We start from the raw sequence: 19,148 nt of genomic DNA, 5'->3' as shown, positions 1-19,148 counted from the left end.
ACCTTCAATCACTCGGCTACGACACGCCGGTCACCAAATCGGTCCCCGACTCGTACACCACCTTGGCGGACGCAACCCGCCAGACCCCAACCGGGAACACGGACTCATTCCACTGTTCCCGATCAGGCAAAATATGGCCAACCGTCCTAATAGGAAACAGCCGTACGCCGTCCAGCCCAGACCCCGGATAAGCAGTGAAAGCGTGCCAACTGTCCACTGGCAGTCAACCCTTTGGGCAGGTAGCAGCAGCGTGCTGCAAGGCCGGAACGGACGGGCCATCGACAGGGAGTCCGTAGCCGCGCATCACCGCAATAAATTGCATGGCGTACTGACAATGAAACGCTGCGTTAGGCGGCATCCACAGTGCCGGCTGCTTGTCACCCTTATCTTGATTCGCCTGGCCCTGCACCGCAAGCAAATTGGCCGGGTCGTTCGCGAACCGAGTCCGCATTTCAGGAGTCCAATTCCATGCCCCTTGGTCCCAGCTATACGACAACGGCACTATATGGTCGATTTGAACTGCCTCGCCGGTATGCGCGCCGCGTGTGAACGCGATCACGTCATTGGTATACGGATCATGCAATGTCCCGGTGGCCACCGCGTCCGGACACCGCTTCACCGACACAAATGTTTTGTCCACGAGGTCACGGTTGAGGATGTCGTCGCGGGTGTCGCATCCGTTGTGCCCCATCGGGGCGTCGTTCTCGTCGTCCCACGCATCGCCGAACGCCGAGCGAAGGTAGTCGTAGCGGTGCTGACGCAGGGGCACGACGGCGACGCCGGCGAGCACATCGGTGCCGGGCAGCACGGTCGGAACGTCTGCGCGCGCGGCGTATTCGGCGGAATGCCGGGCGGTCGAGGACCCGACCGTCTGATAGGCCACCAGCAATGCCAGCGCCGCCGCCGCAGCCAGCCACAGCAGTACCTTCCGGTTCAACGGCGCCGCCCTCCCCCAAGCGGGTGGTACCCCCGCCTCATCGCTGCGCTCTGCATCGTCGCCGGCGGTCAAGACTTGTCCAGGTATTCGATGCGGTCGGTGTCGGTGAATCGCGCGGCCAGCAGCGACAATCCGGGGTTGGAGCGGTCGTCGGCGTAGGCCCGGACGCAGAAGTCGCGGGCGGCCTCGATGAACTCCAGATGGTCCGCCAACGACAGCAGGCGCAGCGTGATCGCCTTGCCGGATTGGTTGCGGCCCAACACATCTCCTTCCCGGCGTTCCTTGAGGTCGAGATCGGCCAGGGCGAAGCCGTCCAGCGTCTCGGCCACCGCGCGCAGCCGCCGCCCGGCCGGCGAGTCCGGCGCGGACCAGCTGGCGAACAGGCACAGACTCGGATGCCGGCCCCGGCCGATCCGGCCGCGCAGCTGATGCAACTGGCTGATCCCGAACCGGTCGGCGTCCATCACCAGCATCACGGTGGCGTTGGGTACGTCGACGCCCACCTCGATGACGGTGGTGCACACCAGCACATCGATCTCACCGGCCCGAAAGGCCGCCATGGCGGCGTCCTTCTCCTCGGCGGACAGCCGCCCGTGCATCAGACCCAGCCGCAGGTTCGCCAGCTCCCCGGAGCGCAGCCGGGCGTAAAGACCTTCGGCGGTCTCCGGCGCCTTGGCGTTCTGCTCATCACCCGGGTCGTCGCTCTCGTCGATGCGCGGCGCCACCACGTAGGCCTGGCGGCCCGAGGCGACCTCCTCGGTGATCCGCTGCCAGGCCCGGGCAAGCCATGCGGGCTTGTCCTTGACGAAGATGACATTGCTGGTGATCGGTTGGCGGCCGCGCGGAAGTTCGCGCAGCGTCGAGGTTTCCAGGTCCCCGTACACGGTAAGCGCGACGGTGCGCGGTATGGGCGTGGCCGTCATCACCAGTAGGTGTGGTGTCACACCGGGACGGGCCTTGGCGCGCAACTGATCTCGCTGCTCGACACCGAAGCGGTGTTGTTCGTCGACCACCACCATGCCCAGGTTGTCGAATTCGACCGCGTCCTGCAGCAGGGCGTGGGTGCCCACGACGATGCCTACCTGCCCACCGGCGATCTCGGCGCGGATCTGCTTTTTCTGCGCGGCGGTCATCGAACCGCTCAGCAGCGCCAGCCGGGTGCCGTTGTCGGCACCACCCAACTGGCCCGCCATCGCCAACGGGCCGAGTACGTCGCGAATCGATCGAAGGTGCTGGGCGGCAAGCACTTCCGTCGGCGCCAACAGCGCGCACTGATATCCGGCGTCGACCATCTGCAGCATCGCCAGCACCGAGACGATCGTCTTGCCCGAACCCACCTCACCCTGCAGCAGCCGATTCAACGGCCGGCTCGCCGCGAGCCCGTCGGACAACACGCCGAGCACTTCGCGCTGCCCGGCGGTCAACTCAAAGGGCAAGCGCCCCAAGAGTTCTGCGGCCAAACCGTCCGGGCGCGGCGGCGCCGACGGCCCCGACTCCGACAGCTCGCCGTGGCGGCGGTCCACCAGCGCCCACTGCAGACCGACGGCTTCGTCGAAGGTCAGGCGCTCGCGGGCCCGCTGCCGTCGCGGCTCGCTCTCGGCGAGGTGGATGTCGCGCAGCGCCTGGTCCTCGGAGACCAGGCCGAATTTCGCCCGCAGCTGCTCGGGTAGCGGATCCGGCACCGGATCGAGCACGTCGAGCACTTGCCGCACCGAGCCGAAGATGGTCCAGCTCTGCAGCCGGGCGCTGGCGGCATAGATCGGGAAGAAGTGGCGTTGGTAGGCGTCCGCGATGTCTTCACCGGTGGTCTTCGCGGCGTTGGCGATGCTCTTCAGGGACACGGTGCCGCGGTTGCGCCCGTCCGGCGTGTCGAGGAGCAGAAACGCGGGATGGGTGAGCTGCATGACGTTCCTGAAGAACCCGACCTCGCCGGACAGCATCACCTTGGTGCCCTTGGTCAGGTCCTTTTTGATGAAGTTCGCGTTGAAGAACGTCGCGGTCACCTTGTTTCGCCCGGCACCCAGGGTGATGCGGTGACACAGCTTCTTCCGGTTTTTCTTCATCGGAAAGGTCTCGGTGTCGACGATCGTGTCGACGATCGTGATGTGTTCACCGGCCGGCGGCCGTTCGTCGTCGGCGTCCCAGCGGCTCGCACCCTCGGTGTAGCTACGCGGGTAGTGGCGCAACAGGTCGTCGACGGTACGGATGCCGAACACCTCATCGAACAGCTCCGCAACCTTGCCACCCACGACGAAGTCCAGCCGGTCGGACAGCGACACCATCGCTACTCGACCCCGATCAGCAGCGCGTCGCCGTGATGGCCGGTGCGATAGGTGACCAGTTCCGTCCCGGGGTGGTGGTCGTGCACGTGGTCTTCCAGGATGTCGCCGACCGCGCCGGCATCGGCATCCGAGCCGTCGGAGTCGATACCGGCGCCCAGCAGCACCGTCACCAGGTCGCCGCCGGAGGCCAGCAGCAGATCGAGCAGGCCGATCGCCGCCCCCACCGCATCGGCGGCCACGATCAGCACCTCGTCCCCCGCGATGCCCAGGCCGTCGCCGGGCCGGCAGCGTCCCGCCCAGGTGAGCGCGCTCTCGGTCGCGATGCGCACCGAGCCGTGCCGCGCGGCACCGGCGGCGCGGGCCATGGTGTAGCCGTCGTCCACGGCCTGCCGGTCGGTTTCGTGCACGGCCAGCGCCGCCAGCCCCTGCACCATCGACCCGGTCGGGATCGGCACCACATCGATCCCCCAGCCGATGGCCGCGGTGCAGCCGGCCACCAACTCCTCGGCCGCCACGTAGCCGTTGGGCAACACCATCACCTGCGCGGCGCCGGTGTCGACGATGGCCCGCATCAGTTGGTGTGCGCTGATATTCGTGACGGGATCGTGCCCGGGATCGCGTTGCAGCACGTTGGCGCCCTCTCCGGCGAACAGCTCGGCGGCGCCGTCCCCGTCGACCACCGCCAGCACGGCGCGCTCGCGCGTCCAGCCGCCCGCGGGCAGGCCCGGTGCGCCCGAGCTCAACGCCGAGATGACGATGCGGCTGAGCCGCCCCGCCGCCAGGCCCGCTTCCACGGCGGCGCCGGCGTCGTCGGTGTGCACGTGGACCGAGTACGTGTGCTGCGCCGACGACGGCGCCGACGCGATGCCCACCGAATCGCCCAACTCCCCCAACCGATCCCGTAGCCGGTCCGCCGCCGCGGGGTGGCAGCCGTCCAACCGGTACATCACCTCGAAGTGGGGCGCCGGGCGCTGCGCGGGGGCCTCCGGTTGCCGCGCCCGCGGCGACAGCTCGTACACCGCGCGGGCCGGGGCCTGCCCGGTGATGGTGCACCGCAGCGCGTCCAGCAGGACCAGCAAACCACGCCCGCCGGCGTCCACGGCGCCGGCGTCGGCGAGCACGTCGAGTTGTTCGGGCGTCTTCTCCAGCGCGACCACCGCCGCGTCGCCGGCCGCGATGACCGCCGCTGCCAGGCCGTCCCCGGCCCGGGCGCACTGCGCGACGGCGTTGGCGGCCGCACGCAGTACCGAGACGATGGTCCCGGAGATCTCCTCACCACCCATCGAGCTGATCACCAGCTCCACACCGCGCTGCAGCGCCGCACCGAGGATGGCGGCGTCGATGTGGGGCAGCTCGCCCCCGGCATCGGCGGCCGCGCTCGCGGTGACGTCGGCGACGCCCCGCAGGATCTGCGACAGGATCACGCCGGAATTGCCGCGGGCGCCATTCAGCGCGCCGGCCGACAGCGCCGCCGCGGCGCGGGCCACGCAGCCCGATCCGCCCTCGGCGCCCGCGTTGGCCTCGGCCAGGGCAGAACGCATGGTGAACAGCATGTTGGCGCCGGTGTCGGAGTCGGCGACGGGAAAGACGTTGAGGCGGTTGATCTCGTCGATGTGCGTGATCAGGTCGCTGACGGCGGTGTGCGCCCAGTCGCGCAGGGTGATCGCGTCCAGCAGACCATCTTGCGACGTATCAGCAGTGCCCAGTGTGACCCACCTCCTCCGCACCAATTCCCCGGTGGGCGCCAGCGTAGCCCGGCGACGGCGCCGTTGCGCTCAGTTGCTCTGCGCCGTTGAGGAAAGCGAACAGCAGGCGAGGCTAATAGCCCTGCCGGATACCGGAATTGGCCTGCCCCACCAGCGTGCGCTCATTGCTGCCATCGCGACTGACGCCGTAGCGGCTCATCTGATAGTTGATCGACGCGCACGCGGCGGCCACGGGATCCCACGCCGAGTTCGACGTCCCGGGCTGGTGAAAGGCCGCGAAGGTATCCGGCATCACCTGCCACGGGCCCCGCGTGGCGTGCAGCGGGCCACCATCGAGCTGGGAAGGCCCGTACGCGTTGCTGTCAGACAGGTTGATGGCACCCGAATGAAACTGCGACTCGTGATCGGCGATGGTCATCATCCCCTCGATCCAGCGACCACGGGCCGACGCGTCGGTGACCCCGATCCGGGTCAGCGCCTCCTCGAGATAGCCGCGGATCGCCTCGGGTCCGTCGGGCCACACCCCCCGACCGTCGAAAGCGACCTGCCGCAGCGGGATGCCGCCGCGCACGGCGGCGGCCTCGTGTACCGCCGGTCGGGGGTCACCGGGCTGCCACCACCAGGTCGCACCGTCCGCAGTTGACCCCGACACGCTCGGACCCGGCCCGCCCTGGCCGATGTCGAACTGCCCGCCCACGGCGGTCGGACAGTTGAGCGACGTACTACCCATGGCGACGCTGCCCAGCGCCGCCACCACCAGGTAGGCCGCGGCCACCCGGCGCAACCTCAAGATCAACCGTCGTACGCCCACCGGAGAGCCCCGCCGGCTTTCGACGCGGGCTGGACCGGCGGTGTTTTCGGCGCGCGCAACCACCCCGCGCACTCCCCTCAAACCTGCCGATATTTGCTTCCCAGCCTCATCCGCAGCTCCGCGCGGGCCGGCACCGCCGGGAAGAAGACTTCAGCCAAATCAGCGCGCCGTCCGCGCCTGACACACGACCGCACCGACCATCGGCGGCGCTGCCATCCTAACGACCGGACGCCCCGGTGACCTCGCCGAAAGCCGGTACTGTGATCGACTGCATGACGACGGTGCGGGAGGGTTCCAGCGCACAACCACCCGGGGGCGACCGCACGTAACCGCAGGGTCAGCCGGTTCTGACCGTTTTGGTGGTTCCCACGACAGTCGGTATCCTCAGGTGTGCCCGGTTGAGCCCGGGCTGTCCCGGCCGGTTTGCCGGACCCCCGAGATTTGAGGAGCTTGAACAATGGCCGCTGTGTGCGACATCTGCGGGAAAGGCCCCGGCTTCGGTAAGTCGGTGTCGCACTCCCACCGCCGCACCAGCCGCCGGTGGAACCCCAACGTTCAGACCGTGCACGTCGTCACCCGCCCGGGCGGCAACAAGCAGCGGCTGAACGTTTGCACGTCCTGCATCAAAGCCGGCAAGGTCGTCCGGGGCTAGCGGCGATCGCGAAGCCGGGCGAGCGGGGTCGCCGCCATTGGGGCTAGCGGTCGTTCACATGACGACGTGGCCGGCGTCCACCGGTATCGCCACACCGGTGACGTAACGCGATCGCGGGCCGGCGAGCCAGAGCACCGCTTCGGTGACGTCCTGCGCCTCGACCAGCGGCACGTCGGGTAGCAGCGTCTGCGACAGGGCCGGGTTGGGGTTCTCCAGCATTCGGTTCACCACGAAATCGTTGAGGATCATCGGCGTCGCGACGCCGCTCGGGTGGATCGAATTGACCCGAATCTTGTGGGGCGCATAGGCATTCGCCGCCGAGCGCATCAACCCCACCACACCGTGTTTGGACGCGGCGTAGGCGAACATCGCCGCGCTGCCGTCGCCGCCGCGACCGGTGAGGCCCTGCGACGAGCTGACCAGCACCACCGACCCGCCCCGGCCCTTGCGCACGATCGATGGCACCGTCGCCAGCAGCGTGTGCCACACACCCTTGAGGTTGGTGTCGACGATCGTGTTGAACACCGGTTCGGACTCCGGTTCGGTGACCCCGATGGCCACCACCCCGGCGTTGGCGACGACGACGTCGATGTCGCCGAGTGTGTTCACGCCGGCCCGCACCCCGGCCCGCAGCCCCTGGAAGTCGCGGACGTCGGCGGCCACCGGAACCGCCTTGCGGCCGGTCGCCTCGACCAGGTGCACGGTCTCGGCAAGATCCGATTCGGTCCCCAGGGCGTAGGGAATCGCGTCGAGGTCGGCGCAGATGTCGACGGCGATGATGTTGGCGCCCTGCTCCGCCAGCGCCACCGCGTGGCTGCGGCCCTGGCCGCGCGCGGCGCCGGTGACAACGGCCACCATGTTGTCGAATTCGCCCATGACTACACCTCCAGTGTCGTGCCGGTCTCGCGTTCGGCGAAGGCCACCAGCCGCGCGGCCGTGTCGTAGTCGCAGGCCAGCGGGGTGCGGCCGATCAGCACCGGGCCGCCACGCAGCCCGAACCTGCCGCTGACCCCGACGTAGCTGCCCGGCGGAATCGGCTCGCTGATGCAGTACAGCGTGGGCGCCGCACCCTCGTCGATGTCGTTGGCCAACCGGTCGGCCACCACCTTGACCCCCTGGTGGGCCAGCTTCATCAACGGCGAGTTCCCGAGGTTTGACAGATTCGAGGCCACCCAGCCCGGGTGGGTGAGCTGCGTGACGATCGGCGATCCGGCCGCGCGCAGCCTGCGGTCCAGCTCCAGACCCCACAGCATGACCGCGAGCTTCGACTGCGCGTAGGCGCCCAGCCTCGTCCACTTGTGCCGGCGTAGGTGCGGGTCGTCGAGCCGCAGCGTCGCCGACCGGTGCGCATCGGAGCCGACGCAGATGATCTGCGAACGCACCCTGGGCAGCAACAGATTGGTCAGGGCGAACGGTCCGAGCAGGTTGGTGCCCAGGGTCATCTCGAAGCCGTCGACCGTCTCGGTGCGCCGGTCGGTCAGGGTGCCGGCGTTGTTGATCAGGATGTCCACCGGGCCGTCGATCAGGTCCGCGAAGGCGCGCACCGACGACAGATCGGCGAGGTCAAGCTTGACCACGGCGGTCGACCCACCCATCTCGGCCGCGCGTTGCTCGCCGAGCGCGGTGTTGCGCACCGCCAGGATCACGTGGGCGCCGGCTTTGGCGAGCGCACGCGAGGTGCCGAGCCCGACGCCGTTGGTCGCCCCGGTGACGATCACGCGTTTGCCCGTGAGATTGCCGAGCCTGCTCGGCGTCCACGGTAGGGTCACGGCGATCAAGAGTAGTAGTCGGTTCTATGTAAGTTGGACCGGTTCTGCCAACATTGTTCGCGGAACAGTGCGCGAGACTTTCGAGGCGGTTCGATATGACTGGCAGCGCCACCGAGATCACCAACCTCATCTACACCTATGCGCAGCTTCTCGACGGCGGCGACCTGGACGGGGTGGCCCGGCTGTTCGAGCACGGCCGCATCTGCGGGGTGGAGGACGGGCCGCCGGAGACGGTGTTCGCGGGCTCGGCGCGGGTGCGGGAGATGTACGAGATGGCCACGCACATCTACGACGACGGCACCCCGAAGACCAAACACAACACGACCAACGTGCAGCTCTATATCGACGAGGCGGCCGGCACCGCGCGGAGCACGTCCTACTACTGCGTCACGCAGGCCACCGATGACCTGCCGCTGCAGGTCATCGTCACCGGGCACTACCACGACACCTTTCACCGGGTGAACGGTGCCTGGTGTTTTGACAGCCGCACCATGTTCGTCGACCAGGTCGGCGACGTGAGCCGGCATCTGAAATTCTGACCCGCATGGCACCCCGCAGCGCCTTCGACCCGGCCGCCGTGATGGCCGACGCGCAACGCAACGAAGAGCTAAATGACTGCGCCCCGGGCGATTTCGACGGCGCGCTGTGCCGTGACGTGCTGAAGGCCATGCGCGACAAGCTTTGGTCGGCGTCGATCGGAGAGTGGCATGCCGTTACGAAGGACGTGAATTTCGCGGGCTCGTGATGCCCGTCGGTCCCGCACGATCAGCACCGTCTTGCCGGCGCGCCTGCCGTCGTCGCGGCTTTGGAACGCCTCCCGACCCGCGTCGAGCGGGAACGTCTGGGCGATCGAGACGTGCAATCGATCGCCATCGACCAGCGCGGCGAGCTCGTCGAGCCGCGCCCGATTCGGCGTGACGACGAAAAGGTTGCGGTGACGCCGAATTCCGCGGCACAGCCCTCCGGAGGCGGTGCCGACAGGGTGACCAGCCGGCCACCGCGGCGCAGCACGCCGAACGACCGCTCCAATGTCGGCCCGCCAACCGTATCGATGACGACGTCGTACCCGGCACCGGTTTCGTCGAACGCCTCGGTGCGCACGTCGATGACCCGCTGCGCGCCGCATCCGCGCAGCAGGTTGGCCGTGTCGCTGCGCACGGTGGCGGTCACCCGCGCGCCCAGCATCGCGGCCAGCTGAACCGCCACCAACACTTCCCCCGCGGCCAGCACCGGGCGCGGGGCCCGTTCGAGCACCAACTGCTCCGGGCCGCCCCGCCGGTGCGCCCGCAACGCCATCATCTCGGTCACGGCAGGCGCCAATCGATCGCATCGGCACCCATCCCGGTCAGCAGTTCGTTGGCACGGCTGAACGGGCGCGAACCGAAGAACCCGCGCGACGCCGACAGCGGGGACGGATGCGGCGACTCGATGGCCACGCAATTCCCTTGGGCGAGAATTGGTTTGAGGGTCGACGCGTCACGGCCCCACAGGATCGCCACCAGGGGACGCGACCGCTCGGTCAACGCCCGGATGGCGCATTCGGTCACCACCTCCCAGCCCTTGCCGCGGTGCGACGCCGGATTGCTGGGGCGCACCGTGAGCACCCTGTTCAGCAGGAGCACGCCGCGCTGCGCCCAGGGCGTCAGATCACCGCACGCTGGCGGCGGATGGCCCAGGTCGGCGGTGTACTCCTGAAAGATGTTGGCCAGACTGCGCGGCAGCGGCCGCACCTCGGGCGCCACCGAAAAGCTCAGGCCCACAGCGTGTCCGGGCGTCGGGTAGGGGTCCTGGCCGACGATCAACACCCTGACGTCGTCAAAGGGATAGGTGAAGGCACGCAACACATTCGGCCCCGCCGGCAGATACCTGCGCCCGGCCGCGATCTCGGCCCGCAGGAACTGCCCCATCTCGGCCACCTGCTCGGCCACCGGCTGCAGCGCACTCGCCCAGCCCGGCTCGACCAGTTCCCCCAACGGACGCGCGGTCGTCATCGGCTCTTCGCGATCGCGTAAACGGTCACCGCGTCACCCTAATACGACCGCCAGCCGGCGTAGCCGGTCCACTCCTGATCGTCGACGAGCACCCGCGCCGGCCCGTCGAGAACCCGACCGACGATGCGCCAGCCGACCGGCGCGGGACCGGCAAAACACGCCGCCAGGGCGTGATCCTCACCGCCGCCCAGCACCCAGTGCCACGGATCGGCGTCGACGGCGGCCCCGGCCGCGGCGAGCGCATCGCGGTCGGCGGCCAACGCCGCCATCGACAAATCCATGCCCACCCCGGACGCCTCGGCGACATGACGCAGGTCGGCGATCAGGCCGTCGGAGATGTCGATCATCGCCTGCGCACCGCCGGCCGCCGCCACCGCTCCCTGGCCGTAAGGCGGCTCCGGCACCACATGCCGGCGCCGCAGCTCGTCGAACTCCGTAATCCCCTTGCGCCACAATGAAAATCCCGCGGCAGAGCGGCCCAAGTCCCCGGCGATGGCGATCAGCGCACCGGGTTGCGCGCCAGATCGCCGCACCGGCGGACGCCCGTCCAGCCCGCCCAGCACCGTTACCGAGATGACCCACTGCGGGCTGTGCACCAGGTCACCGCCGGCGATGCCAGCGCCGAACCGTTGCGCCTCGTCCCACATCCCGTCGACCAGCGCTTCCACCTGCGCCGCCGGCGTATCCCCGGGCGCACCGAAGGCGACGACGAACGCCGTCGGCCGCCCGCCCATCGCCTCGATGTCCGCGGCGTTCTGGGCGATCGCCTTGCGGCCGATGTCGTGCGGCGTCGACCAGTCCAGCCGGAAGTGCCGATCCTGCACCAGCATGTCGGTCGACACCAGGACGCCCCCATCTCCGGACGACACCAGCGCGGCGTCGTCGCCCGGGCCGAGCACGACCGCGGCGGGCTGCTGCCGGCGCCGCGCCAGCCGATCGATCACGGCGAATTCACCGAGTTGCCGCAATGAGGGTGACTCGCCCGGTCCGTCTTGCACGCCATTCACGATAGGGCCCGCGTGCCCGACGGTCCGGGGGTTATCTGGAACCCAAGAATAAATTGGACTGCGGCTCAACGAAGGCGATAGTGGTGAGCAGAAAAGGAGGTGCGCGGCGGTGGCAACCGAAACGGACGCCGATGGCGGCCCGCCGCGTGCGCTGATCATCGCCGCGATCCTGCTGGCCGTAGCGACGATCGGGGTGATCCTGGCCATCGCGGCGACCCGCCAGGCGCCCCCGCGTGCGGTTGCCGTGCCCGCGGTACCGGCGCCGCAGGCAAGCGGGTCGGGCTGCCGCGCGCTGATGGGTGCGCTGCCGCAGCGGCTCGGCGATTACCATCGCGCGCCCCTCGAGCAGCCGGCCCCCCAGGGCGCCGCCGCGTGGCGCGCCGGGCCGGACAGCGACCCGGTGGTGCTGCGCTGCGGGCTGGACCGCCCGGCCGAGTTCGTCCTCGGCTCACCGATCCAGGTCGTCGACCGGGTGCAGTGGTTTCAGGTGAGTTCCGAACAGCAATCCGCCGGCGACGCGGGCAGATCGACCTGGTACGCGGTGGACCGCGGGGTCTACGTGGCGCTCACGCTGCCGACCGGATCGGGCCCGACGCCGATCCAACAGATTTCCGAGGTCATCGACCACAGCATGCCCGCGGCGCCCATCGATCCCGGCCAGCCCCGCTAAGTCCGATGGCGCCGACCCGCTTCGCCCGGCCACGCCGCGCTCGCGATCGCCGCAAGGCCCGATGGCGCCGACCCGCTAGCGCAAGCCGACGCCGCGGGCCAACGCGGTCTCGACCATCGTCGCCAGCAGGGTCGGGTAATCCACGCCGCTGGCCGCCCACATCCTCGGGTACATCGAGATCGTGGTGAACCCCGGCATCGTGTTGATCTCGTTGAGCACCGGCCCGTCCTCGGTGAGGAAGAAGTCCACCCGGGCCAGCCCCTGGCAATCGATGGCCTTGAACGCCCGGATCGCCAATTGCCGTATGGCGTCGGCGATTTCGTCGTCCACCTTGGCAGGCACATCCAGTTCGGCCGCGTCGTCAAGGTATTTGGTCGAGAAGTCGTAGAACGAGTCCTCGCGCCCCCGCACTCCGGCCACCCGGATCTCGCCCAGTGTGCTGGCTTCGACTGTGCCGCCGGGCATTTCGAGCACGCCGCACTCCAGCTCCCGGCCGACGATCGCCGCTTCGACGATGACTTTGGGGTCGTGGCGGCGGGCGGCGGCGACGGCGGCGTCCAGCTGATCCCAGCTCGACACCCGGCTCACACCGATCGACGACCCACCCCGCGCGGGTTTGACGAACACCGGCAGGCCCAGCCGCTCGCACTCCTCGGGGCGCAGCCTCGAGCGCGACGGGCGCAGCACCGCGTAGGCACCGACCGGCAAACCTTCGGCGGCGAACAGCTTCTTGGTGAATTCCTTGTCCATGCCGGCCGCGCTGGCCAGCACACCGGCCCCCACATAGGGCACTCCCGCGAGTTCGAGCAGGCCCTGGATCGTGCCGTCCTCGCCGTAGGGGCCGTGCAGCACCGGAAAGACCACATCGACCGACGCCAAGACCTCGCTGGCGCCGGGCGCCAGCGACACCAACTGGCCGCTGCGCCGGGGATCGGCCGGCAAAGCCAGTTCGGTCCCCGACGCGGCGGTCACCTCGGGCAGTCGCCGCTCGGTGATCGCCAGCGCGGCCGGGTCGCCGTCGGTGAGCACCCACGACCCCTCCGGGGTGATGCCGATCGCGACCACGTCGAACCGATCCGGATCCAGGTTGCGCAGGATGCTGCCCGCCGAGACGCACGAGATGGCGTGCTCGTTGCTGCGCCCGCCGAACACGACGGCGACGCACACCCGCTCGCCACCCCGCTCACCGGGGTGCGGCGCCGACCGCTCGCTGGCATTCACAATCTCAAGAGGCTACCGGGTGGCACCCGTCTCGGTCGGCCTGCGGCCCTTTGCCGGGCCCTTTATTCGGGCTTGGTGCTGCGGCCCAAGAGTAGGGCGATCGCCTCGTCGACCGACAGCCCCCTGTGGCACACGCGGTGCACGGCGTCGGTGAGGGGCATCTCAACGTCGTAACTGGCGGCCAGCGCCAGCACCGATTCGCAGGACGTCACACCCTCGACGACGTGCCCGTCGCCGCCGTCGGGAGTGCCCGCCAGCAGCGACTGGACGGTCGCTCCCCGGCCGAGCCGTTCGCCCAGGGAGCGATTGCGCGAACGCGGTGAGCTGCAGGTGGCCACCAGGTCGCCCACGCCGGCCAGCCCGGCCAGCGTCGCGCCCTTGGCGCCGAGCGCAATCCCCAGCCGCATGATCTCGGCCAGGCCGCGGGTGATGATCGCCGCCACGGTGTTCTGGCCGAGCCCGACACCGACCGCCATGCCGCACGCGAGCGCGATGACGTTCTTGCAGGCCCCGCCGACCTCGGTGCCCACCACATCGCTGTTGGTGTACGGGCGGAAGTATCCGCTGTTCAGCATGCGCTGCAGGGCGACGGCCCGGCCCGAGTCGCTGCAGGCGATCACGGTGGCGGCGGGCTGGGATGCGGCGATCTCGCTGGCCAGGTTCGGCCCCGAGATCACCGCTACCTGAGCCGGGTCGACGCCGGTGACCGACACGATCACCTGACTCATCCGCATCAGGGTGCCCAGCTCGATGCCCTTGGCCAGGCTCACCAGCGTGGCACCCTCGCGGACCAGCGGCGCCCAGCGCTCGAGGTTGCCGCGCATGGTCTGCGCCGGCACGCCGAGCAGCACCGTCGACGCGTCGCGCAGGGCCTCGGCCGGGTCGGCGGTGGCTCGGATGCCCGGGGGCAGCAACGTGCCGGGCAGGTAGTCGGGGTTGTAGCGGGTGGAGTTGATCTGCTCGGCGATCTCGGGTCTGCGGGCCCACAGCGTGACCCCCGCTTCCGGTCCGCCGGCCTCGACCAGCACCTTGGCCAGCGCCGTGCCCCACGCTCCGGCACCCATGACCGCCACGGCACCCGGTGATGTGCTGGTCATGTACCACCCCCTGTCCGTGGTCGGTGTAGCTCACGCGGCACTTGCAGCCGCTACACCCTAGATCAGCGACGGACAGGGCGTCACGCGAGCCAGCCTGCCCCGGCAGCGGGGTGTCGCTGGCAGGATGGCATCTCATGAGCGGCATACGAGCCGACGGTTCGGCCAATGGTGCGGGCGACGTCGCTTTGATCATCGCCGTCAAGCGGTTGGCCGCGGCCAAGACCCGACTGGCCCCGGTCTTCTCGGCGCGCACCCGGGAAAGCGTGGTACTGGCCATGTTGATGGACACCCTGACCGCCGCCGGGCGAATCCGGGCGTTGGGCTCGATCACCGTGATCACGCCCGACGACGCGGCGGCCGCCGCCGCCAGCAAGCTGGGCGCCGACGTGCTGGTCGACCCCACACCCGAGGATCACCCCGATCCGCTGAACAACGCGATCGCCACCGCGGAACGCGCCGTGGGCGGTTCCTTCGCTAATGTGGTTGCGCTGCAAGGGGATTTACCCGCGTTGCAAACTCAGGAGCTGAACGAGGCGATCGCCGCCGCACGCCAGCACCGGCGCAGCTTCGTCGCGGACCGGCTGGCGACCGGCACCGCGGCGCTGTTTGCGTTCGGAAGCCCGCTCGACCCGCGATTCGGCGCCGATTCCTCGGCGCGGCACCGCAGTTCGGGTGCGATCGAGCTGACCGGCGCCTGGCCCGGGCTGCGGTGTGATGTCGACACCCCCAACGACCTCGCCGCCGCCCGTCGCCTCGGGGTGGGGGCAGCGACCGCCCGGGCCATCGCGACGCACTGATTTCGATCACCGCGGATATATCTGTCCGACGGGTGAACGTCGGCCCAACGGCGAATGGATGTCCCGCGAGCGCTAGCAGCACCCACGCGTGATGAGCAATGATCGCAGGGTGACTGAAATCGAAGCTGAGGCGCGACCCGACGAGAACTTGTGGCATCCGGGCGACTCGGCCGTGGCAGCACCACCGGCTGCGACCCAGGCCGCAATGACCGACCTGCCGGACGACCGTTACCTGAACCGGGAACTGAGCTGGCTGGACTTCAACGCCCGCGTGCTGGCGCTGGCCGACGACAACTCGTTGCCGCTGCTGGAACGCGCCAAGTTCCTGGCGATCTTCGCTTCCAACCTCGACGAGTTCTATATGGTACGCGTCGCCGGCCTCAAACGTCGTGATGAGATGGGGTTGTCGGTCCGCTCGGCCGACGGTTTGACGCCGCGCAAGCAACTCGCCCTGATCGGAGAACAGACTCAGCGCATCGCCACCCGGCACGCGCGGGTGTTCCTCGATTCGGTGCGACCGGCGCTCGCCGAAGAGGGCATCCACATCGTCACGTGGGCCGACCTCGATCAGGCCGAGCGCGACGAATTGTCGAGCTATTTCACCGAACAGGTCTTCCCCGTCCTGACTCCGCTGGCCGTCGACCCCGCGCACCCGTTCCCGTTCGTCAGCGGGCTGAGCCTGAACTTGGCGGTGATGGTGCGTCAGCCCGAGGACGGCGGCCAGCACTTCGCCCGAGTCAAGGTGCCCAACAACGTCGATCGCTTCGTCGAGCTCGCCACCATCAACAGCACCGACGGCTCGGAGCGGGCCATCGTCCGCTACCTGCCGATGGAAGAACTGATCGCGGCCTTCCTTCCCCTTCTTTTCCCGGGCATGGAAATCGTGGAGCATCACGCCTTCCGCATCACCCGCAACGCCGACATGGAAGTCGAAGAAGACCGCGACGAAGATCTGCTGCAAGCGCTGGAACGGGAATTGGCGCGCCGGCGGTTCGGTCCGCCGGTGCGGCTCGAGATCGCCGATGACATGACCGAGGGCATGCTGGAACTGCTGCTGCGCGAGCTCGACGTGCATCCCGGTGACGTCATCGAAGTTCCAGGCCTGCTCGACCTTTCGTCGCTGTGGCAGATTTACGAACTCGACCGGCCCGCGCTCAAGGACCTGGCGTTCGTCCCGGATACCCACCCCGCCTTCGCCGATCGCGAATCTCCCAAGAGCATCTTCGCGACGCTGCGCGAGGGCGACGTCCTGGTACACCACCCGTACGACTCCTTCTCCACCAGCGTGCAGCGCTTCATTCAGCAGGCCGCCGCGGACCCCAACGTGCTGGCGATCAAACAGACGCTGTACCGCACCTCCGGTGATTCACCGATCGTGCGGGCGCTCATCGAAGCGGCCGAGGCCGGAAAGCAGGCCGTGGCGCTCGTCGAGATCAAGGCGCGCTTCGATGAACAGGCCAACATCCGTTGGGCGCGCGCACTCGAGCAGGCGGGGGTGCACGTGGTCTACGGCCTCGTCGGACTCAAGACGCACTGCAAGACGTGCCTGGTGGTGCGCCGCGAAGGTTCGGCGATTCGACGGTACTGCCACATCGGAACCGGCAACTACAACAGCAAGACCGCCCGCCTGTATGAGGATGTCGGCCTGCTGACGGCGAGCCCGGATATCGGTGCGGACCTCACCGATTTGTTCAATTCGCTTACCGGCTACTCGCGTAAGGTCTCCTACCGCAATCTGCTGGTGGCGCCGCACGGAATTCGCACCGGCATCATCGAACGCGTCGAACGCGAAATCGCCGCGCACCGCGAACGAGGTGACGGGCGAATTCGTCTCAAGATGAACGCGTTGGTGGACGAGCAGGTGATCGATGCGCTGTACCGAGCATCGCAGGCCGGAGTGCGGGTCGAGGTCGTGGTGCGCGGCATCTGCGCGTTGCGCCCGGGCGCCGAGGGCTACTCCGAAAACATCGCCGTGCGCTCCATTCTCGGCCGCTTCCTGGAGCATTCGCGAATCATCCATTTCCGCAACATCAACGAATTCTGGATCGGCAGCGCCGACATGATGCACCGCAACCTCGATCGGCGCGTGGAGGTGCTGGTCCAGGTGAAGGATCCCAAGCTCACCGGGCAGCTGGACGAATTGTTCGAGTCCGCACTGGATTCGTCCACCCGGTGCTGGGAATTGGGGCCCGACGGGCAGTGGACCCCGTCGCCACAAGAGGGCCATACCGTGCGCGACCACCAAGTATCGTTGATGGAGCGCCATCGCAGTCCCTAGACCCGTGCGGTGATTTCGGACTTGTTCCGGGCCACATCGCGATCGAGCGCGGCCCCGAGTGAATTGATCTGCAGGAGTTAAGGTGCCGACCCAGAACGCGTCCACCGCACGGCGCTCCGGAAGCCGGATAGTCTATGCCGCCGGCGCGGTGCTGTGGCGGCCGGGTGATGCCCACTCGACCGATTCCGACGTCGAGATCGCCGTCATTCACCGCCCCCGCTATGACGATTGGTCCCTGCCCAAAGGCAAGGTGGACCCCGGCGAGACGGCGCCGGTGGCCGCCGTGCGGGAGGTCCGCGAAGAGACGGGCCAGCGCGCCATCCTCGGCAGGCGGCTGGACCAGGTGAGCTATCCAATCGACCAAGGCGTCAAAAAGGTCTATTACTGGTCGGCACGCGCCACCGCCGGCGACTTCGTGCCGAACCATGAAGTCGATAGATTGCTGTGGCTTCCGATCGCCGAGGCGATGGCCAAACTCGACTACACACAAGACCGAAAAGTTCTGCGTCACTTCAATAAAAAGCCCGCCGACACCCACACGCTACTGGTGGTCCGGCACGGCACGGCCGGGCGCAAGTCGCGCTTCTCCGGCGATGACGCCAAGCGACCGCTGGACAAGCGCGGACGTGCGCAGGCCGAGGCGCTTATTCCGCAGCTGCTCGCATTCGGTGCGTCGCAGGTGTATGCGGCCGACCGCGTCCGCTGCCACCAGACCGTGGAACCGCTTGCCGAGGAATTGGGCCTGCCCGTGCACAACGAGCCGACCCTGACCGAAGAGGCCTACGCCAAGAACGCGAAACGCGGCCGCCGCCGAATGCTGGAGATCGCCGAGCAGGACGGCACGGCGGTTGTCTGCACTCAGGGCAAGGTGATTCCGGACCTGATCGCGTGGTGGTGTGAGCGCGACGGCGTGCGGCCCGACAAATCACGCAATCACAAGGGCAGCACGTGGGTGCTGTCGTTGTCAGGCGGGAGGTTGGTGGCCGCCGACCACATCGGCGGCGCGCTGGCCGCCAACGTCCGGGCTTAGTCTGATGGCGGCGGCCCGCCGCGCCCGGCTTCGCCGCGCTTGCGACCGCCGCTGGTCTGACGGCGGCGGCCCGCCGCGCCCGGCTTCGCCGCGCTTGCGACCGCCGCTGGTCTGACGGCGGCGGCCCGCAGCTAAGCGCACGAATACCCTTCGGGGGCACCGCTGCCGCCCGAAGGGTACTCGTGTCTAGATTTTGACTTCGCTTACTTGCGACCGCGGCGCGCGGTCGTCTTCTTGGCCGCGGCCTTCTTGGCCGGAGCCTTGCTCGCGGCCTTCTTGGCAGGAGCCTTGCTCGCGGCCTTCTTGGCAGGAGCCTTGCTCGCGGCCTTCTTGGCCGGGGCCTTGCTCGCCGCCTTGCGCGCCGGAGCCTTGGTCGCCGCCTTCTTGGCGGGAGCCTTGGTCGCGGCCTTGCGGGCCGGAGCCTTCTTGGCCGCAGCCTTCTTGGCCGCAGCCTTCTTGGCCGCAGCCTTTTTGGCGGGAGCCTTCTTCGCGGCGGTCTTCTTGGCCGCGCCACCACCGGCCACCACACCGCGCTTGACGGCCGGGCCCTCCGACGGGAGGCGCTGTGCGCCAGACACAACCGCTTTGAATTGGGCACCGGGGCGGAACGCCGGGACGGACGTCGGCTTCACCTTCACCGTCTCACCCGTCCGCGGGTTGCGGGCCACCCGCGCTGCGCGGCGCCGCTGCTCGAAAACGCCGAACCCGGTGATGGTGACGCTGTCGCCCTTGTGTACCGCACGCACAATGGTGTCGACAACGTTCTCGACCGCAGCGGTCGCCTGTCGACGGTCCGTGTTCAATTTAGTTGTGAGCACATCAATGAGCTCTGCCTTGTTCATCAATCCCTCCGACACTAGTGGTCCTCGATTTGAACCGACTAGTGGACACGGTAAACCC

17 protein-coding genes and 2 pseudogenes are annotated in these 19,148 nt (G+C 68.6%); 7 read left to right on the top strand and 12 right to left on the bottom strand.

Annotated elements, in window-relative coordinates; translation table 11 throughout:
• Positions 1–223: 223 nt before the first annotated feature.
• The 4 genes from BST14_RS16610 to BST14_RS16595 form a co-directional block, all read right to left on the bottom strand.
• Positions 224–937, bottom strand: coding sequence for an HNH endonuclease family protein (locus tag BST14_RS16610; protein ID WP_083065438.1), 714 nt, complete (start codon positions 935–937; stop codon positions 224–226).
• A 68-nt stretch (positions 938–1,005) separates the two neighbouring features.
• On the bottom strand, positions 1,006–3,219 hold the full coding sequence (gene recG / locus BST14_RS16605; protein WP_083065430.1) for an ATP-dependent DNA helicase RecG: 2,214 nt from the start codon (positions 3,217–3,219) through the stop codon (positions 1,006–1,008).
• Positions 3,220–3,221: 2 nt separating this feature from the next.
• The gene (locus BST14_RS16600) at positions 3,222–4,925 is read right to left on the bottom strand and encodes a DAK2 domain-containing protein (protein WP_438502174.1); all 1,704 of its coding nucleotides are present in this window, start codon (positions 4,923–4,925) and stop codon (positions 3,222–3,224) included.
• A 112-nt stretch (positions 4,926–5,037) separates the two neighbouring features.
• The gene (locus tag BST14_RS16595) at positions 5,038–5,721 is read right to left on the bottom strand and encodes a lysozyme family protein (protein ID WP_306460719.1); all 684 of its coding nucleotides are present in this window, start codon (positions 5,719–5,721) and stop codon (positions 5,038–5,040) included.
• Positions 5,722–6,193: 472 nt separating this feature from the next.
• Between BST14_RS16595 and rpmB the strand changes: the two genes are divergently transcribed.
• The gene (gene rpmB / locus BST14_RS16590; RefSeq protein ID WP_067931976.1) at positions 6,194–6,388 is read left to right on the top strand and encodes a 50S ribosomal protein L28; all 195 of its coding nucleotides are present in this window, start codon (positions 6,194–6,196) and stop codon (positions 6,386–6,388) included.
• 54 nt (positions 6,389–6,442) lie between these two features.
• Here rpmB and BST14_RS16585 read toward each other — a convergent pair whose 3' ends face one another.
• Together BST14_RS16585 and BST14_RS16580 are read right to left on the bottom strand one after the other, a co-directional pair.
• Complete coding sequence (locus BST14_RS16585; protein WP_083065429.1) at positions 6,443–7,264, bottom strand: mycofactocin-coupled SDR family oxidoreductase; 822 nt, start codon at positions 7,262–7,264, stop codon at positions 6,443–6,445.
• A 2-nt stretch (positions 7,265–7,266) separates the two neighbouring features.
• Positions 7,267–8,157 (bottom strand): SDR family NAD(P)-dependent oxidoreductase, encoded by an 891-nt coding sequence (locus BST14_RS16580; protein ID WP_083065435.1) that lies wholly within the window; start codon positions 8,155–8,157, stop codon positions 7,267–7,269.
• 95 nt (positions 8,158–8,252) lie between these two features.
• Here BST14_RS16580 and BST14_RS16575 point away from each other — a divergent pair, with 95 nt between their 5' ends.
• Both BST14_RS16575 and BST14_RS29580 read left to right on the top strand, forming a co-directional pair.
• On the top strand, positions 8,253–8,696 hold the full coding sequence (locus BST14_RS16575) for a nuclear transport factor 2 family protein (protein WP_083065428.1): 444 nt from the start codon (positions 8,253–8,255) through the stop codon (positions 8,694–8,696).
• 104 nt (positions 8,697–8,800) lie between these two features.
• Positions 8,801–8,902: pseudogene (locus BST14_RS29580) on the top strand (short-chain dehydrogenase/reductase); the annotation flags it as partial.
• Positions 8,903–8,911: 9 nt separating this feature from the next.
• Here BST14_RS29580 and BST14_RS32655 read toward each other — a convergent pair.
• The 3 genes and pseudogenes from BST14_RS32655 to BST14_RS16560 form a co-directional block, all read right to left on the bottom strand.
• Positions 8,912–9,465: pseudogene (locus tag BST14_RS32655) on the bottom strand (zinc-binding dehydrogenase); the annotation flags it as partial.
• Entirely contained in the window at positions 9,462–10,148 is a 687-nt protein-coding gene (locus BST14_RS16565; protein ID WP_083065427.1) for a uracil-DNA glycosylase, read from the bottom strand. The pseudogene BST14_RS32655 and the gene BST14_RS16565, both read right to left, overlap by 4 nt.
• Positions 10,149–10,186: 38 nt before the next feature.
• Positions 10,187–11,155, bottom strand: a complete 969-nt coding sequence (locus tag BST14_RS16560) for a thiamine-phosphate kinase (RefSeq protein ID WP_083065426.1) — start codon at positions 11,153–11,155, stop codon at positions 10,187–10,189.
• A gap of 109 nt (positions 11,156–11,264) precedes the next feature.
• Between BST14_RS16560 and BST14_RS16555 the strand changes: the two genes are divergently transcribed.
• Positions 11,265–11,825, top strand: a complete 561-nt coding sequence (locus BST14_RS16555; protein ID WP_083065425.1) for a DUF3515 domain-containing protein — start codon at positions 11,265–11,267, stop codon at positions 11,823–11,825.
• 75 nt (positions 11,826–11,900) lie between these two features.
• Here the strand turns inward: BST14_RS16555 and BST14_RS16550 are convergent, their stop codons facing one another.
• Both BST14_RS16550 and BST14_RS16545 read right to left on the bottom strand, forming a co-directional pair.
• Positions 11,901–13,046, bottom strand: a complete 1,146-nt coding sequence (locus BST14_RS16550; RefSeq protein WP_083065424.1) for a D-alanine--D-alanine ligase family protein — start codon at positions 13,044–13,046, stop codon at positions 11,901–11,903.
• Between the two features lie 62 nt (positions 13,047–13,108).
• Positions 13,109–14,143: an NAD(P)H-dependent glycerol-3-phosphate dehydrogenase gene (locus BST14_RS16545; RefSeq protein WP_083065423.1), complete on the bottom strand. Its 1,035-nt coding sequence runs from the start codon at positions 14,141–14,143 to the stop codon at positions 13,109–13,111.
• Positions 14,144–14,277: 134 nt separating this feature from the next.
• Between BST14_RS16545 and cofC the strand changes: the two genes are divergently transcribed.
• From cofC to mutT1, 3 genes are all read left to right on the top strand, one after another.
• Positions 14,278–14,940 carry a 2-phospho-L-lactate guanylyltransferase gene (cofC, locus tag BST14_RS16540; protein WP_083065422.1) on the top strand — a complete coding sequence of 221 codons (663 nt, stop codon included), beginning with the start codon at positions 14,278–14,280 and terminating at the stop codon, positions 14,938–14,940.
• Positions 14,941–15,028: 88 nt separating this feature from the next.
• Positions 15,029–17,218, top strand: a complete 2,190-nt coding sequence (locus tag BST14_RS16535) for an RNA degradosome polyphosphate kinase (RefSeq protein WP_083065421.1) — start codon at positions 15,029–15,031, stop codon at positions 17,216–17,218.
• An 82-nt stretch (positions 17,219–17,300) separates the two neighbouring features.
• The gene (gene mutT1, locus BST14_RS16530) at positions 17,301–18,248 is read left to right on the top strand and encodes an 8-oxo-(d)GTP phosphatase MutT1 (RefSeq protein WP_083065420.1); all 948 of its coding nucleotides are present in this window, start codon (positions 17,301–17,303) and stop codon (positions 18,246–18,248) included.
• 203 nt (positions 18,249–18,451) lie between these two features.
• Here the strand turns inward: mutT1 and BST14_RS16525 are convergent, their stop codons facing one another.
• Positions 18,452–19,090 carry an HU family DNA-binding protein gene (locus BST14_RS16525; protein WP_083065419.1) on the bottom strand — a complete coding sequence of 213 codons (639 nt, stop codon included), beginning with the start codon at positions 19,088–19,090 and terminating at the stop codon, positions 18,452–18,454.
• Positions 19,091–19,148 lie beyond the last annotated feature (58 nt).

It is taken from the genome of Mycobacterium arosiense ATCC BAA-1401 = DSM 45069, from assembly GCF_002086125.1.
Classification (GTDB): Bacteria; Actinomycetota; Actinomycetes; order Mycobacteriales; family Mycobacteriaceae; genus Mycobacterium; species Mycobacterium arosiense.
The sequence above is the reverse complement of the archived record's forward strand: the minus strand, read 5'-3'. Positions and strand labels throughout refer to the sequence as shown.

What these genes read in the sequence shown, in the direction of transcription:
- cofC (WP_083065422.1), top strand. Translation starts at nt 14,278, where the DNA reads ATGAGCGGCATACGAGCCGACGGTTCGGCCAATGGTGCGGGCGACGTC.
- BST14_RS16575 (WP_083065428.1), top strand. Translation starts at nt 8,253, where the DNA reads ATGACTGGCAGCGCCACCGAGATCACCAACCTCATCTACACCTATGCG.
- BST14_RS16565 (WP_083065427.1), bottom strand. Translation starts at nt 10,148, where the DNA reads ATGACGACCGCGCGTCCGTTGGGGGAACTGGTCGAGCCGGGCTGGGCG.
- rpmB (WP_067931976.1), top strand. Translation starts at nt 6,194, where the DNA reads ATGGCCGCTGTGTGCGACATCTGCGGGAAAGGCCCCGGCTTCGGTAAG.
- BST14_RS16545 (WP_083065423.1), bottom strand. Translation starts at nt 14,143, where the DNA reads ATGACCAGCACATCACCGGGTGCCGTGGCGGTCATGGGTGCCGGAGCG.
- recG (WP_083065430.1), bottom strand. Translation starts at nt 3,219, where the DNA reads ATGGTGTCGCTGTCCGACCGGCTGGACTTCGTCGTGGGTGGCAAGGTT.
- BST14_RS16525 (WP_083065419.1), bottom strand. Translation starts at nt 19,090, where the DNA reads ATGAACAAGGCAGAGCTCATTGATGTGCTCACAACTAAATTGAACACG.
- BST14_RS16585 (WP_083065429.1), bottom strand. Translation starts at nt 7,264, where the DNA reads ATGGGCGAATTCGACAACATGGTGGCCGTTGTCACCGGCGCCGCGCGC.